This is a genomic window from Thermobifida fusca NBRC 14071 = JCM 3263 (assembly GCF_001592045.1).
In the GTDB taxonomy this organism is placed as follows: domain Bacteria; phylum Actinomycetota; class Actinomycetes; order Streptosporangiales; family Streptosporangiaceae; genus Thermobifida; species Thermobifida fusca.
In genome coordinates, this window is record NZ_BCWB01000060.1 from 1 (window position 1) to 15,315 (window position 15,315).

13 protein-coding genes and 1 pseudogene are annotated in these 15,315 nt (G+C 67.6%); 11 read left to right on the forward strand and 3 right to left on the reverse strand.

Annotated elements, in window-relative coordinates:
- Positions 1-744, forward strand: a 744-nt coding sequence (locus TF1_RS14480) for a methylmalonyl-CoA mutase family protein (protein WP_255266191.1), incomplete at its 5' end; no start/stop codon positions are given.
- 157 nt (positions 745-901) lie between these two features.
- Positions 902-1,654 (forward strand): helical backbone metal receptor, encoded by a 753-nt coding sequence (locus TF1_RS14485; protein WP_011293233.1) that lies wholly within the window; start codon positions 902-904, stop codon positions 1,652-1,654.
- 54 nt (positions 1,655-1,708) lie between these two features.
- On the opposite strand, the gene TF1_RS14490 is transcribed toward TF1_RS14485, so the two are convergent.
- Entirely contained in the window at positions 1,709-2,569 is an 861-nt protein-coding gene (locus TF1_RS14490) for a LuxR C-terminal-related transcriptional regulator (RefSeq protein ID WP_061783984.1), read from the reverse strand.
- Between the two features lie 156 nt (positions 2,570-2,725).
- On the opposite strand from TF1_RS14490, the pseudogene TF1_RS14495 reads away from it, so the two are divergent.
- The 7 genes and pseudogenes from TF1_RS14495 (at position 2,726) to TF1_RS14525 (ending at position 10,343) form a co-directional block, all read left to right on the forward strand.
- Positions 2,726-4,458: pseudogene (locus TF1_RS14495) on the forward strand (AMP-binding protein).
- A 677-nt stretch (positions 4,459-5,135) separates the two neighbouring features.
- Positions 5,136-6,533, forward strand: a complete 1,398-nt coding sequence (locus TF1_RS14500) for a sensor histidine kinase (RefSeq protein ID WP_016189315.1) — start codon at positions 5,136-5,138, stop codon at positions 6,531-6,533.
- Positions 6,533-6,946 carry a roadblock/LC7 domain-containing protein gene (locus tag TF1_RS14505; RefSeq protein WP_011293229.1) on the forward strand — a complete coding sequence of 138 codons (414 nt, stop codon included), beginning with the start codon at positions 6,533-6,535 and terminating at the stop codon, positions 6,944-6,946. Before TF1_RS14500 ends, TF1_RS14505 begins: the two co-directional genes overlap by 1 nt.
- A complete protein-coding gene (locus tag TF1_RS14510; RefSeq protein WP_016189314.1) occupies positions 6,943-7,299 on the forward strand; it encodes a DUF742 domain-containing protein in 357 nt (118 codons plus the stop codon). The genes TF1_RS14505 and TF1_RS14510 overlap by 4 nt, the downstream gene beginning before the upstream one ends.
- Positions 7,280-7,873 (forward strand): GTP-binding protein, encoded by a 594-nt coding sequence (locus tag TF1_RS14515; protein ID WP_038044178.1) that lies wholly within the window; start codon positions 7,280-7,282, stop codon positions 7,871-7,873. The genes TF1_RS14510 and TF1_RS14515 overlap by 20 nt, the downstream gene beginning before the upstream one ends.
- On the forward strand, positions 7,870-9,114 hold the full coding sequence (locus TF1_RS14520; RefSeq protein WP_011293226.1) for a cytochrome P450: 1,245 nt from the start codon (positions 7,870-7,872) through the stop codon (positions 9,112-9,114). The genes TF1_RS14515 and TF1_RS14520 overlap by 4 nt, the downstream gene beginning before the upstream one ends.
- Positions 9,114-10,343, forward strand: coding sequence for a cytochrome P450 family protein (locus TF1_RS14525; RefSeq protein WP_061783985.1), 1,230 nt, complete (start codon positions 9,114-9,116; stop codon positions 10,341-10,343). Before TF1_RS14520 ends, TF1_RS14525 begins: the two co-directional genes overlap by 1 nt.
- A gap of 72 nt (positions 10,344-10,415) precedes the next feature.
- Here the strand turns inward: TF1_RS14525 and TF1_RS14530 are convergent, their stop codons facing one another.
- Positions 10,416-11,603 (reverse strand): glycerol dehydrogenase, encoded by a 1,188-nt coding sequence (locus TF1_RS14530; RefSeq protein ID WP_011293224.1) that lies wholly within the window; start codon positions 11,601-11,603, stop codon positions 10,416-10,418.
- A gap of 112 nt (positions 11,604-11,715) precedes the next feature.
- Positions 11,716-11,994 (reverse strand): hypothetical protein, encoded by a 279-nt coding sequence (locus tag TF1_RS14535; protein WP_016189311.1) that lies wholly within the window; start codon positions 11,992-11,994, stop codon positions 11,716-11,718.
- Positions 11,995-12,722: 728 nt separating this feature from the next.
- Here TF1_RS14535 and TF1_RS16325 point away from each other — a divergent pair.
- Both TF1_RS16325 and TF1_RS14545 read left to right on the forward strand, forming a co-directional pair.
- A complete protein-coding gene (locus TF1_RS16325; protein ID WP_016189310.1) occupies positions 12,723-13,346 on the forward strand; it encodes a TetR/AcrR family transcriptional regulator in 624 nt (207 codons plus the stop codon).
- A 335-nt stretch (positions 13,347-13,681) separates the two neighbouring features.
- Complete coding sequence (locus tag TF1_RS14545) at positions 13,682-15,238, forward strand: PucR family transcriptional regulator (RefSeq protein ID WP_041428153.1); 1,557 nt, start codon at positions 13,682-13,684, stop codon at positions 15,236-15,238.
- Positions 15,239-15,315 lie beyond the last annotated feature (77 nt).

Genomic DNA, 15,315 nt, shown 5'->3' on the forward strand with positions numbered 1-15,315 from the left:
CGCGACAAGTACGGCGCCAATGAGCGCTCGCAGAAGCTCAAATACCACGTGCAGACGTCGGGGCGGTCCCTGCACGCCCAGGAGATGCAGTTCAACGACATCCGCACCGCGCTGCAGGCGCTCATCGCGATCTACGACAACGCCAACAGCCTGCACACCAACGCCTACGACGAGGCCATCACCACCCCCACCGAGGAGTCGGTGCGCCGGGCGCTGGCGATCCAGCTCATCATCAACCGGGAATGGGGCCTGGCGATGAACGAGAACCCGCTCCAAGGCTCCTTCATCATCGACGAGCTGACCGACCTGGTGGAGGAGGCGGTCCTCGCCGAATTCGACCGGATCACCGAACGCGGCGGGGTGCTCGGCGCTATGGAGACCGGCTACCAGCGCGGCCGCATCCAAGACGAGTCGATGCTGTACGAGCAGCGCAAACACGACGGATCGCTGCCCATCATCGGCGTCAACACCTTCCGCAACCCCAACGGGGACGACGGCGCGGCCCAAGAGATCACCCTGGCCCGTGCCACCGAGGAGGAGAAGCAGTCGCAACTGCGCCGGGTCCGGGAATTCCGGGAAAAGCACCGGGAGGAGGCTGAGCGGGAACTCGAACGCCTTCGGCAGGCGGTCATCAACAACGAGAACGTGTTCGCGGTGCTGATGGACGCGGCACGGGTATGCACCCTGCAGCAGATCACCGACGTGTTCTTCGAAGTGGGAGGCCAATACCGGAGAAACGTGTAACCGGTTGCCAGTCCTTGACTGGAATGGCTGGGTTCGGAGCCTGCCAGCCCGCACGGCTGGCAGGCTCGTCCAGTGTGCGGGCTTGGACTTTCCCGGTCCGCAAGGCGAGAGAACGGGCGGCGCACGACGACCGCGGCACGGAGAGGGTGGTAGTGCGGTGGCCTACGACGACATGGGGTTTCCGGTCTCAGTGTCGGGTCCGGCACGGCGCGTGGTGTCGCTGGTCCCTTCCTTGACCGAGGCGATCGCCCACACCCGACGGGAGGCGCTGGTCGGCGCGACAGACTGGTGCACCCATCCCGCCGGTCTCGATGTGGCGCGGGTCCGCGGCACGAAGAACCCGGATCGGGCGGCGATCGCCGCGCTCCGCCCCGACCTGGTCATCGCGAACAAGGAGGAGAACCGGGAACTGGACGTGCGCATGCTGCGCGCCGCAGGCATCCCGGTGTGGGTGACGGTCATCCAGACCGTGCCGCAAGCACTGGACTCGCTGACGCGGCTGTTCACCGAAGCCTTGTGCTGGCCGCTGCCCGACTGGCTGGTAGAGGCGCGCCGCCTGTGGTCGCACCCGCTTCCCCCGGTACGGGCCCGGGTGGCGATCCCCGTGTGGCGCGACCCGTGGATGGTGGTGGGGTCGGCGACGTTCACGGGGGACCTGGCACGGCGCTTGGGGCTCGCCAACGTGTTCGCCGACCATCCCGAGCGCTATCCGAAAGTGGCGCTCGCCGACATCGACCGGGACGATGTGGACCTGGTCGTCCTCCCCGACGAACCCTACGCCTTCACCCCGCAGGACGGGCCGGAAGCGTTCCGCTGTGCTCCCACCGTGCTGGTCAGCGGCCGGCTGCTCACCTGGTACGGGCCGTCACTGCTGCACGCCAAAGAAGGGCTGGCTGCGCTCGTCCAGTAACCGGTGCCCGCTAGGCGCCACCGGGACACGCCGCACGACCGCGGCCGGTCAGGGTCAGTCGAGGGCGCCTGCGGCACGCGCCAGGTTGACCGCCTGCACCCGGTTGGTTGCGCCAAGCTTGCGCATCGCGCTCTTCAGATACGACTTCACCGTGTTCGGCAGCAGCCCCAGCGCCTCGGCGACCTCGTCGTTCGTGCACCCCCTGGCGACCTCTGCCAGCACCTCCCGTTCCCGCGGAGACAACCGGACCGCTGCCACGGCTGGGGCAGGGGACCGGTCCGCTGACGGGACACGGCCCGCCAGCAGCCGGGTGCGGCGGCACACGTCGACGAGACGGCGCCGGATCCCTTCGTCTTGGACGGTGGCGGCGATCTGCGACAGCTCAGCCACCAGTTCGTGCACTTCCGCGGAGTGGAGGGCTGGCGGGGCGGCAGCCAGTCTGCGCCGCACTTCTTCCTCAACGGCGAGGTCCCGCTCCACGAGCTGCACGACACGGGCCACCGATTCCAAGAGCCGGTCTCCGAAGTCCACCGAGCTGCGGCTCGCCACGTACAGCACAGCGCGGGGCGCCCCGTCGACGACCACGGGTGCTGCGGCGATCGACCGCAAGTGTTCTGGAGCAACAGCGTGGTCGTAGACGTGCGTGATCTCCTCAGCTGCAAAGTAGTCGTCCACGACCCACGGGCGGGCGAGTGCGAGCGCCCGACCGCCGAGCCCGGCACCGGCCTGGACCCGAAGGCGAAGGAGCGACGTCGTCCGGGCTCTGTCGAGCTGCTCGATCACGAACCCCCGGCCGTCCCGGGAGACCGGGCCGCCGAAAGCGACGGGAAGACCAGTGTCACGGCGCAGCGCACGCAGTGCGCGGGCCAGCAGGGGAGCGGGGTTCGGGGAATACGGGCCGGGAGGGATCGTCATAGGCCGCACCCCCGGGGTCGACATATGAGTGACGCAGACCACGTTACCCCATTTCGGGGGTAGTGACCCAGTTCACTTCGAGGTCAGGATGTCCCCCGCAAGAGGCCGTACCGGCGCCCACAGGGCTGGGAGGCCGCTACTGCCGTGGACAGCACCATGAACCGACCTCGAGGGGGAGACGTGACCGACGGTTCCGCAACCGAGAACTATCGTCGCGCCCGCGACACCCTGCTGGGACTGTCCGGAGACCACCGCACCGCGGTGGAGACGTTCCGCTGGCCTGACCTGGGCCCCGGTTCAACTGGGCGATCGACTGGTTCGACGTCTACGCGCGGGACAACGACACCACGGCGCTGTGGATCGTCGAAGAGGACGGCAGCGAAGCGAAGTACAGCTTCGCTGAGATGGTCCACCGCTCCGACCAGGTAGCCGCTTGGCTGGCAGAGCAGGGGGTGCGGCGCGGCGACCGGGTGATGGTCATGCTCGGCAACCAGGTGGAACTGTGGGAGACGATGCTCGCCGTGATGAAGCTCGGCGCGGTGATCCTCCCGGCCACCACCGCCCTGGGCCCGGCCGACCTGGCTGACCGGATCGAGCGCGGCGGCGCCAAACATGTGGTGACCTCTGCCGCGAACACCGCGAAGTTTGCCGAAGTGCCCGGCGACTACGGCAGGATCGTCGTGGACGGCGACGTCCCGGGCTGGGCCGACTACCGCGCTGCCGCCACGATCGCTGAACCGAAGATCGCACACCCGGAGACCGCCCCGGACGACCCGCTGCTGCTGTACTTCACTTCCGGTACTACGAGCCGCCCCAAACTCGTCCAGCACACCCAAGCCTCGTATCCCCTCGGCCACTTGACGACCATGTACTGGATCGGGGTGCGCCCCGGCGACATCCACCTCAACATCAGCTCGCCGGGCTGGGCGAAACACGCGTGGAGCTGCTTCTTCACTCCCTGGATCGCCGAAGCCACCGTGTTCGTCTACAACTACTCCCGGTTCGACGCTGCGGCGCTGCTCGCGCACATCCGCCGCGCCGGGGTCACCACGTTCTGCGCACCGCCGACCGTGTGGCGGATGCTCATCAACGCGGACCTCTCCGGCGGCCCCGGCGCGCTGCGGGAGATCGTCGCCGCAGGTGAGCCCCTCAACCCCGAGGTGATCGACCAAGTGCGCCGAGCCTGGGGCCTGACCTTGCGCGACGGATTCGGGCAGACCGAGATGACCGCTGTCGTGGGGAACACCCCGGGCTCCCCGGTCAAACCCGGGTCGATGGGCCGCCCGCTCCCCGGCTGCCCGGTCGTGCTGATCGATCCCCGCAGCGGACAGCCCGCCGAGGAAGGCGAGATCTGCCTCGACCTGTCGGCCCGGCCGGTGATGCTCATGCGCGGCTACCAGGACGACCCGGAGCGCAACGCGGAGGCGATGGAAGGCGGCTGGTACCACACGGGCGACATCGCCCGGAGGGACGCTGACGGGTACATCACCTACATTGGGCGCACCGACGACGTGTTCAAAGCCTCCGACTACAAGATCAGCCCGTTCGAGCTGGAGAGCGTGCTCATCGAGCATCCAGCGGTGGCGGAGGCCGCGGTGGTGCCCGCCCCTGACCCGGTGCGGCTGGCAGTGCCCAAAGCGTACGTGGCGCTGGCCCCCGGATACGAGCCGACACGGGAGACAGCGCTGTCGATCCTGCGGTATGCCCGGGAGAATCTCGCACCTTTTCAGCGGGTGCGGCGGCTGGAGTTTGCCGAGTTGCCGAAAACGATCTCGGGCAAGATCCGCCGAGTGGAATTGCGGCAGCAGGAGCAGGAACGTGCTGAGGGCACGGGACAGGCGAGTCAGGAGTGGCGCGACGACGAGTTTCCGGAACTGCGCCGTTCGTAATAGTCCGAGGTGAGGCCGGGGCCGCAGGCTCCGGCCTTTTTGCGGTTCCTGTGGGTGTTCTCCCGGTGCAGCGGGACGGGTGCCGCGCCGGTCGGTCGGTTCGGGGCAGTGCGTCCGCGACGGCAAAAGTGGTCTAGTTCACGGATCGCAGTGCGGGATTTGCGGTGGCGAAGGCCCCAGATGTGCCTTCCTGGCAAGAAAGTGGACAAGAAAGAAAAAGGTCACCTGCGTGGGGCCGTGATCCGGCGATCCCGTTGTTTCTCCTCGTCAGAACAGATGTCACGACAAATATGAGAATGATTGCTTAGGTTGTAATGTTCCAATTGATGGGATGATGTGATGACCTGACTGAGACGAAAAAATTCGTATTACGCATAACGGCGCCATATGTCATTGCTGCTGATCAGTTCTATGATTTGGAGTTATCGAGACTGATTTAACCGTAAACAATAGAGAATTCTCGTTTAGGAGCTTTAGGGACGTCCATCGCTCGGCTATGCTGCCGCAGTGGCGGTGAGGCGTCCCAAAGGTGAAACGCCACGGGATCGGGTTCAGATCCCCAGACGCGATTTCATGACAATCAATACACATCTTTGATCTCTGGAGGATGGTGGCGTCAACCGTTGCTGATCCCCCCTATCCCCACATTTCAGTGACGTGCCTGAACGCGAACCATAATGACTGATCAGAAAACTGCTCGCACTCACACGGGCGCAACGCCGCTGGGCGTTCTTCTCCTGCTGGCCGCCGTCCTCATCGTGGCCGCGGGATGGACCTGGACAGCGTGGAGCGCCCCCTCAACCATCCTGCTGCCCGTCTTGCTCACGGGCGGGGCTTCCATCATCCTGCTGGTCGCCTTCGGGGTGGTCATGTACTACCAATCCGCACGGGCCGCGCGGGCGACCGACCGTGCCGACCGGATCACCGCCGACGCCCAGCGGCTCGTCGGCGAAGCCCTTCCCACCGTGGTGCAGCGGGTGCGCTCAGGAGCGTCCGCAGCCACCGCGCTCGACGGCGTCAACGAGACCGTCGACTCCGTCCACCGCACCGTGCTGGAAACCGTGGCCACCGAAATCGCGCGCAGCGAACGCCAGCGCGCTGCCGCCATGGCGGCCTGCGCCACCGCGGCCGGACGAGTCCAAGCCATCACCACCGCGATGGCCGCCGACCTGCGGGAAATGCAGCAACGCTACGGCAACGACACCCCCGCGGGAGACATCCTTGGCGACCTCATGCACCTGGACCACAGCACTGCCCAGGCTGGACGGGTCGCCGACAGCATCGCGGTGCTCACCGGGGCCCGCAGCGGACGACGCTGGACCCGCCCCATTCCCATGGAGAGCATCCTCCGCGGCGCCATGGCCCGTATCGGCGACTACAAGCGCGTGCGCTGCCACTCGACCTCCACCCTCGCCGTGATCGGATACGCGGCCGAAGGAGTCATCCACGCCCTCGCGGAACTCCTCGACAACGCCGCGAAATTCTCCCCGCCCTCCTCCACGGTCCACGTCTACGTGGAAGAGGTGCAGGCAGGAGTCACGATCACCGTCGAAGACAGCGGCCTGGTCATGAGCGAAGAAGCGCTGCGCCGCGCCCGCGAAGCCGTCAGCAACGGGGGAGACCTCACCAACCTCTCCGGCAGCCGGCTCGGCCTCGCCGTCGTCGGCGCCCTCGCCCGCCGCTACGGCCTGTCCGTCTCCTACCGGCCCTCCTCCCGAGGCGGCACCGCGGCAGTCATGCTCGTCCCGCAGCGCATCCTCAAAACCGCGCCGCAGCCCTCCGCGGCCAGTGCACCGCCAGCCGCGCCCCAACGGCAGCCGCGCACCCCAGCCCCGCAGACCGCCCCCTCCGGCCGGACCGCAACCACCGAACCCGTTGCGCAGGCCGCCATCCGCAACGCCAGCGGCCTCCCGGTACGCCGCCGCGGTCAAACCCTCGCCGCAGCCCAGCGGCGACAGCAGGCCCCGAAGCCGCCCGCCCGCCGCACGCCGACCACGTCGGCAGAGGGCTTCGGGGCGTTCCGTGCCGCGGTACGCAAGACGACCCCTAACCGGACTCAGGAGGACGAATCCTGATGGATCTCGCCAAGCTTAGTTGGCTCTTGGAAAATCTCCTGGAACGCACCCCCGGAGCCCGCCACGCTCTCGTGCTCTCCCGGGACGGCCTCAAGCTGTGCCACACCTCCGGGCTCAGCACCGACCAGGCAGACCACCTCGCGGCCATCGCCGCCGGAATGCAGAGCCTCGCGCACGGTGCGTCTATGGAGTTCGGTGACGGGGCCGGTGGAGTCCGCCAAGCCATGGCCGAGTTCTACGGCGGACTGCTGTTCATCATCGAAGCAGGCGCTGGAGCCCACCTCGCCGTCATCGCCGCCGAGGACGCCGATCCCGGGTTGACCGGGCACAACATGAACGAGCTCGTCGAACAGATCGGCGAACACCTCAGCGTCGGAGTCCGTACCGCTGAACCCCTGTCTGGTAGAGCATGAGCAGATCCATCGACCGGGAGGGACCCGATCGCTTCTACGTCATCACCTCCGGACGCAGCCGCGGTGGGGACGAGGCACTCGACTCGGTGACGCTCATCGTCACCGAGTCCGACCCGACGCCCGGAATGCAGTCGGAACACGCTCGCATCCTGCAGATGTGCCGACGTCCTATGGCGGTTGTGGAGATCGCCGCCCGGCTCGAACTGCCTGTCACCGTGGTGCGCATCCTGCTGACCGACTTGCTCGACGCAGGGTACGTCACAGCCCGCCACCCCGTTACTACGGGTTCCGCGACAGTCCCCGTTTCCCCGGCCGTGCTGGAGAAGGTTCTCGTTGCACTCCACAACCTCTGAATCCACAGTGCTGCCCGCCACAGCCGCACACGGGTTGAAAATCGTCGTCGTCGGCGGATTCGGCGTCGGCAAGACCACCCTGGTGCGCGCGGTCAGCGAAATCCGTCCGCTCAACACCGAGGAGACGATGACCCAGGCAGGAGCCGGGGTGGACAGTCTCCACGGAATCCCCAACAAGTCCACGACAACCGTGGCCTTCGACTTCGGCCGCATCACCGTCGACGACACGTTCGTGCTCTACCTGTTCGGCGCCCCCGGCCAAGAGCGCTTCTGGTTCCTGTGGGACCGGCTGTTCACCGGGGCGCTCGGCGCAGTCGTCCTCGTCGACGCCCGCCGACTCGAAGACTCCTGGTACTCCATCGACCGGCTGGAGGCGCAAGGCACTCCCTTCGTCGTCGCCCACAACAACTTCGGGTCCTCCTACACCCTGGACCAGATCCGCGGGGCACTCGACCTGGACCCCTCAGTCCCCCTCCTGGAATGCGACGCCCGGGAACGAGAGTCCGCCAAACAGGTGCTGGTCACCCTGGTCCGACATGTGATGACGACCATCGCGGGGGAGGCCGTCCGATGAACGCCCAACGCGGCATACCGAGCAGCCACCAGAACGCTTTCCGCCTGTACGGTCCCCAGTTCCAGAACAAGCCCGCCGAACTGTACCGGCAGATGCGCACCGACTACGGGCCGGTGGCCCCCGTCCTCCTCGACGGGGACATCCCCGCCTGGCTCGTCATCGGCTACCGGGAAGTCACCCACGTCCTCAACCACCCTGAAACGTTCGCCCGCAGCTCCCGGCGGTGGAATGCGTGGGACCTGGTGCCGGAGAACTGGCCGCTCTACCCGATGGTCACGCGCACCCCCAACATCCTCTACTCCGAAGGAGAAGAACACCGTCGCAGGGCTACGGCCATCAGCGACGCGCTATCCGGGGCAGACCAGCACGAAGTCCGCCAGTACGCGGTCCAGGCTGCCGACCGGCTGATCGACGGGTTCTGCGCTGCCTCACGAGCCGACCTGCGCGCCGACTACGCTTCCCGGCTGCCCGCCATCGTGCTGGGCCGGCTGTACGGCCTCGACCAGAAGCACGCCGAAGTGCTCGCCGAGGCCATGACCACCATGATCGACAGCGGCCCTGACGCGGTGAAAGCCCAGCAGTTCCTCCTGCAGACCATGGGCACGCTCGTCGCGGAGCGGCGGAAACAGCCCGGCCCCGACGTAGTCAGCCGACTCGTCCACCACCCCGCCAAGCTCCGCGACGAAGAACTCATCCCTGACCTCGTAGTGATCCTGGGCGGCGGCCACCAGCCGACCACCGAATGGCTCGGCAACACCCTGCGCTTGATGCTCACCGACGACCGGTTCGCCGCTTCCCTCACCGGGGCCCGCAGCAGTGTGCGCGAAGCCCTCAACGAGGTGCTGTGGGAAGACACCCCGACGCAGATCTACCTGGGCCGCTACGCCGCCCACGACGTCGAACTGGGCGGCCAGCTGATCCGCCGCGGCGACCTGGTCCTCCTCGGGCTCGCGGGAGCCAACAGCGACCCGCAGATCAACCCTGGGCCGGAATGCCGGATGAGCCAGGGAAACCAGGCCTACCTGTCGTTCTCCCACGGAGAACACCGCTGCCCCTATCCCGCCCCAGAACTTGCCGAAATCATCGTCACCGCGGGCATCGAAGTCCTCCTCGACCGGTTGCCCGACGTGGAACTCGCTGTCCCGGTTGACGAACTGCGCTGGCGTCCCTCCCCCTGGATGCGCGGCCTCGTCGCGCTTCCAGTGGTCTTTACCCCCGTTCCCCCCATTGGAGGTCAGTGATGGCTTCGCCTGCCGACAATCCGATTGTCCTCGATCCCTACGTCTCCGATCTGGAAGGTGAACGGGAACGCCTCTACGAGGCCGGACCGATCGCCTGGGTTGAACTGCCCGGTGGGGTGCGGACCTGGTCCGTCACCCACCACCAGGCTGCCCGCGAACTCCTCACCGACTCCCGCCTGTCGAAAAACATGGCGCACTGGGGCGCCTACAACCGCGGCGAGATCTCCCCGACCTGGCCGCTGCTGAGCGTCATCCCGCCCACCCCCACCAACCTGCTGGGCACGGACGGCGCTGAACACAAACGCCTGCGCACCCTGACCGCCCAGGCGTTCACCCCCCGCCGCGTAGAGAAACTCCGGCCCCGCATCCGCGAGATCACCGAAGAACTCCTCGACGCCCTCGAAGAACGCGCCAACGAACCCCAGGACCTGAAGAGCGAGTTCTCCTTCAAACTGCCGATGCGGGTCATCGGCGAGCTGTACGGGGTGGAAGAAGCAGCCCACGGGCAGCTGCGCAGCCTCTACGACAAGTTCTTCAGCTCCGTGACCCCGCCCGAAGAGTTCCTCGCCACCCGGGAAGCCCTCGTCCAGTTCTACACCGAACTGATGGAGCGGAAGAAAGCCAACCCCGGCGACGACCTCACCACCGCTCTCCTGCAAGCCAACGAGAACGGCGACCGGATGACGGACGAGGAAGTCCTCGGCACGCTCCAGATCGTCGTGGCCGCCGGGCACGAGACCACAGTCAACCTGCTCACAAACACGGTGCGCGCCCTGCTGCGCTTCCCCGACCAGCTTGAACTCCTGCGCACCGGCAAGGCCACCTGGGAGGCGGCGATCGAAGAATCGCTGCGCTGGGACCCGCCCACCACCAACTTCATCTTCCGCTTCGCCACCGAAGACATCGAATACGGCGGGGTGACCATCGCCAAGGGCGACTCGGTGATGATCTCCTACGGCGCGATCGGCCGCGACCGCGGCCAGCACGGCGACAACCCTGAAGTCTTCGACGTCACCCGGAAGACCAGCAGCCGCCACATCTCCTTCGGCTACGGCCCTCACGTGTGCCCCGGCGCCCCCCTGGCCCGCCTCGAAGCGCAGGTCGCCCTGCCCATGCTGTTCGAACGCTACCCCGACATGAAGCTCGCCGTGGACGACTCGGAGCTCGTCCCCAACCCGTCGGTGATCGTCAACAGCCTTAAAGAATTCCCGGTCATCCTGCGCCCGTAGTTCCCCCGCAAAACCGGGGCGGGAGGGCAGCCGTCCCTGCGGCACGGCCCTCCTGCCCCGACCCTTTCCCACCTACGCCATGCGGGCGGCCGGCACCGGCGGACGCTCCTCCTGCGGGGCGCGAGGCTCGGGCAGTCCAGCCTCGGCACGGACCGACCGCCCCAGCTCTTCCACCATCTTCAACGCGTCCAACAGGTCGTTCTCCGAAACCGAGAACGGCAGGTTGTGGATCGTCTCCTCCGGGGCGAGCGCCGCCTCCACCACCATGCGGAGCACTTCGTCGTCCACGTGGCCCAGGCCTGCCTCCGTCAACGTGGTCGGCAGTCCGAGCCGCGCGGTGAACTCGATGAACTCGCGGATCTCCTCGGCTGCCGCCGCCTCCAAGATGAGCTGGGTGATCGACCCGATGTTCACCTTCTCGCCGTGCATGAGGTGGTGGGTGTGGGGCACGACCGTCAACCCGTCGTGGACCGAGTGCGCCGCCGCCAAGCCTCCCGACTCGAACCCGAGACCGGACAGCAGCGTGTTCGCCTCCACCACCGCCTCCACGGCGGGGGTGACCAGGTTGCTCCGCACCGCCTCGACCGCTGGCAGCGCGTTCTCCCACAACAGGTCCCACGACAGTTTGGCCAACGCGATCCCGGTGTGCGTCGCCATTCCCCCGGCGAGCGTGGGGCCGTTCGCCCGCTGCACGGCGCGCGCTTCGATCCACGTGGCGAGCGCATCCCCGATACCCGAGACCAGGAACCGTGCCGGAGCGTTGGCGACGAGCTGCGTATCCACGAGGACAAGGTCGGGGTTGCGCGAGTAGAACCGGTAGGTTTCGAAGACGCCTTCCTCGCTGTAGACGACCGACAGCGCCGAAGTGGGGGCGTCCGTGGACGCCACCGTCGGCACGCTCACCCACCGGATCCCCGCGTTGTCCCCGGCAGCCTTGGCAGTGTCGATCGTCGAACCGCCGCCGAGACCGATGATCACGTCGCAGCCGCGGTCAGAGAGCACGTCGGCGACCCGCCGCGCCTCAGCGGCGGTGGGGATCCCGCCGAACTCTTCGAACCGCACCGCGAGCCCCGCCTGCCGGAACGACTCGGTCACCGTGGCCTCCGTCAACTGCCGGACCACGGGATCAGCCAGGATCAGCGGCACGGACCCGATCGCTGCGACATAGGTGCCGAGATCCGCGAGAACCCCCCGCCCCTGCACATACCGCCCCGGGGCGAGCAGCGACCGCGTCGTCGGCATCGTGGTTGTCTTCGCCATGGTTCCCCTCGTTCGTCTCTGACGGTGTGGGAAACCGCTCTACCCACATTCGCGGTCGCGCTTCTCCAGCAGCAGCGAGTTTTGCTGTCGCCTGGGACGGCCCGCGCACAGCTCACTGCGGACGGGGGCGCAGCTCCCACGGCCGAGGCCAGTAGCGACGGTTCGGGTCGCGTCGCGGCAGTTTCGCCTTAGGCGCAGTGCGCAGCGTGTGGACCAGTTCAGACACTGAAGCAGCACACACCAGGACAGCCAGGCCGATGCCTTGATAGGGAGGTTTGAGGACGGCTGTTACCTCCGGGATGCCGGCATCGTCGTGGAGTACACAGATCTCGTAGTGAGGGAACTCCGCCCGGGCGCGGCGCAGCTCTTCGGAGGGGATGAGCTGGTACACGGTCACTAACCTTCGACGAGGGACGCCGTAGGAAGGGCGTGCTGGCGATGATGGCTGGGATGCCTTCCGCGACGGTGCGGAGGCGAGTGTCCCCCAGCACCGGTGCGCGGTTCGCGGAGGACAGGAGACAGACCAGCCACTGCTGGAAACGGGAAAGGTGGCCCGCGTTTTCAGCAGTAGAAGGTCGTCTGCGATCACCAGAGCACCTGCGGGGGAGAGCAGCCCGCGGTCCGGATTGATCGGTGCAACGTGCCCGATCCCCGTCGAGGATGGTGTCCCTGACAGGTCCGGAGTGCTCAGGCGACAAGAAGGCACACGGAAGCGGCACGTCATTCCGGGGTACCGGGAGAAGGAAAGAGAATCGGCGCTTACCGGGCCTACCCAAACTCTATCCTGAGCCGCGCCAAAAAATGACGGACTTCCGGAGTTCGAGGGAGAAATCTCACGAAAGACGCCAGAGAGGACACTGTTTGGCGGATCGGGGAGAAAACCGGCCCCTCACCGCAGCGGGCAGTCGAGCACGCTGCAACGTGGGCCAGCCGACTCCTGTCCCGGAAGGATCGGGAAGGATACGATGGCTCGGTCAAGACACTGCCCTGCCGCGCCGCACGCCCGGCCAGCGGGAGGGAGCAGAAGCGTTTCCGACCAACCGGTGCCGCCCGCGCCGACCCGGCCGCCCCCACGGCACCGGGACCCGCGTGGGACAACGATCCGATTCGGACCATGTGATGGCTGAGGCAACAACAGACAAACGGCAGGGCCACACCCGGGGACGGACCGGCAACGATCGGCGTACCCAGATCATCAAGGTCGCCACCGAACTCTTCCGCGAAAAGGGCTACTACGCCACGTCCCTGGACGACATTGCGGACCGCATCGGATTCACCAAACCGGCCATCTACTACTACTTCAAAAGCAAAGAAGACGTGCTGTTCGCGATCGTGAACAGCATCGTGGACGAGGCCCTGGAACGATTCCACGCCATTGCGGCCGGTCCCGGCAGCCCTGGGGAACGCATCCACGCCCTCCTCGTTGAGCACACCCGCACCATCCTGCGGAACCTCGACGCCAACACGGTCTTCTACAACGAGCGCGGTCTCCTCTCCCCCGAACGGGAACGGGAGATGCGCAAACGGGAACGCGAATACACCGAGATCATGCAGCGCCTCTACGCCGAAGGCGTGGCCACCGGGGAACTGCTCGACGTCGACCCAACCGTCGCCACGGCGACCCTGCTCGGCGCCGCGATCTGGACATACCGCTGGTACGACCCCGAAGGCCGACTCTCCGCCGACGAAGTCGTCGAACAGATCACGCGGCTGCTCCTCAACGGCTACCGCCGCCCCGCCTGAGCGGCCCGGCATTGCCGATCCAGAACCGGAACCGGGAAACCTCCCCGCCCCGGAAGAAAACCCGAGGATACTGACCCCATCCCCGTGGTAGGGGAGAGGTGGGCTGCGGGAAGGACGCACATCCGGACCCGGTGCCGGCCCGCGCCCAGCGGCGCTGCACCACCGGGGCCCGGACCACCACGGAACGGGCTGCCTCCCCCGCACGGCTGGCCGCAGCAGGCCCGCCACCCGGCCGCCCCTTCCAGAACAACCACCAGCACAGTCCGCACCGAATCCGCGCCCATCCCGACACAGGGAAGATGAGGGCGTTCCACACACGGGAGTGGGGAAAGCGGATGATCAGGCTCGACCGGTTAGTCAACGTCCTGGGACGCTTCGGAGTCCGGCTCTACTGCGACCCGCGGATGCGCCAGGCAGAACTGCGCAGCGTCGTCACCTACGATCCCACCGACCCTCGGCCGGTCGGCGGTGACGTCTTCCTCGCCGTGGGAGTGGCCAGCGTCGCCCACGCCGTCGACCTCGCGGCCGCAGCCAACGCCGTCGTCGTGCTGGTCCGCGCCGAAACACCCCCGGACAGCGACGTGCTGTCCCGGGCCCGCCACGAGGAGATCGCGATCGCCGTCCTCGACCCGGCCGTGTCGTGGAGCCAGCTCGCCGCGGTCGCCTACGGGCTCGTCCTGGAAGGCCAAGAAACCGAGGCGGGCCGCGGCCCCACCGACCTGTTCGCGCTCGCAGACACGATCGCCGGCGCCGTCGGCGGGCCGGTCACGGTCGAAGACGTCCTGTCCCGCGTCCTCGCCTACTCCAGCCTCCAAGAACACACCGACCGTGCCCGGGCCCGCACCATCCTGGGCCGGCGCGTCCCCGAACCCGTCCGGCTCGCCCTCGCGGAACGCGGCGTCTTCGCGCACCTCGCCGAATCCGACCAGCCGCTGTTCGTGCCACCCATGCCCGAACACGGGCTCAACGGGCGTGTCGTGGTCGCCGTCCGCGCCGGACGGGAACTCCTCGGCTCCATCTGGGTGGACGCCGAAGCACCCCTCCCCCCGGCGCGCGCCGCCGCTTTGGAAAGCGGGGCCCGCACCGTGGCCCTGCACTTGCTGCGCGCCCGCGCCAGCGCCGACCTGGAACGCCAAGTCGAATCCGACGGGGTGATCCAACTCCTCGAAGGCCGCGGCGATGCGCTGGTGACCGCCCAGCTCGGCCTGCCCGTCGGCCCGTTCCGGGTCGTGGCCCTGCAAGCACACGTCGGCGACGACCAGCACGCCGCAGCCCTGCTGGTGTTCGAACACGTCACCACCGGATTCGGGTGGGCACGTCCGGGACGCAGCGCCCTGTTCGGCACCACCGTCTACACGGTGCTCCCCGATACCGGCGTGGCCCGGGCCCGCGACTGGATCGCCGGAGTGGTCGCCGCCCTGCCGTCCGACGTGGAAGTGCACGCGGGGATCGGCGGACCCGCCGACATCGACCAGCTCACCGAAAGCCGCCAGGAAGCCGACGAAAGCCTGACCTTGCACGCCGCCCACCCGCGGGGGCGGATCGCAGTCAGCTACGACGACGACTGGGACGAGATCCTGCTGGGCCGGCTCCGCCGGGTCGCCGCCACCGGACGGATTCCTGCGGGCCACCCCGTGGCGCGCCTCGCCCGCCACGACCACGAGCACGGCACCCGCCACGTGGAGACACTCCGCGCCTGGTTCGACGCCCAAGGCGACCACCGGGCCGCCGCCGACCTGCTGGGCGTCCACCCCAACACGGTCCGCTACCGGATGCGCCGCATGGCCGAGATCGCCCGTGTCGACCTGGACTGCCCCCGCACCAACCTCGCGCTCGCGATCGCTCTCGCAGTAGAGGCCGACGGTCCTTTTGTTCTCCGCGAACAGTCCTGACTTGTGGATTTGTTCACACCGAATAGACCGCTCCGCGAGATTGTCCGCCATGCTCAGAGCAGAGGGAAGGTCTGTGG

Excerpts from the sequence above, each read along its gene's own strand:
- TF1_RS14490 (WP_061783984.1), bottom strand. The coding sequence starts at position 2,569 with ATGACGATCCCTCCCGGCCCGTATTCCCCGAACCCCGCTCCCCTGCTG.
- TF1_RS14500 (WP_016189315.1), top strand. The coding sequence starts at position 5,136 with ATGACTGATCAGAAAACTGCTCGCACTCACACGGGCGCAACGCCGCTG.
- TF1_RS14505 (WP_011293229.1), top strand. The coding sequence starts at position 6,533 with ATGGATCTCGCCAAGCTTAGTTGGCTCTTGGAAAATCTCCTGGAACGC.
- TF1_RS14510 (WP_016189314.1), top strand. The coding sequence starts at position 6,943 with ATGAGCAGATCCATCGACCGGGAGGGACCCGATCGCTTCTACGTCATC.
- TF1_RS14520 (WP_011293226.1), top strand. The coding sequence starts at position 7,870 with ATGAACGCCCAACGCGGCATACCGAGCAGCCACCAGAACGCTTTCCGC.
- TF1_RS14525 (WP_061783985.1), top strand. The coding sequence starts at position 9,114 with ATGGCTTCGCCTGCCGACAATCCGATTGTCCTCGATCCCTACGTCTCC.
- TF1_RS14530 (WP_011293224.1), bottom strand. The coding sequence starts at position 11,603 with ATGGCGAAGACAACCACGATGCCGACGACGCGGTCGCTGCTCGCCCCG.
- TF1_RS16325 (WP_016189310.1), top strand. The coding sequence starts at position 12,723 with ATGGCTGAGGCAACAACAGACAAACGGCAGGGCCACACCCGGGGACGG.
- TF1_RS14545 (WP_041428153.1), top strand. The coding sequence starts at position 13,682 with ATGATCAGGCTCGACCGGTTAGTCAACGTCCTGGGACGCTTCGGAGTC.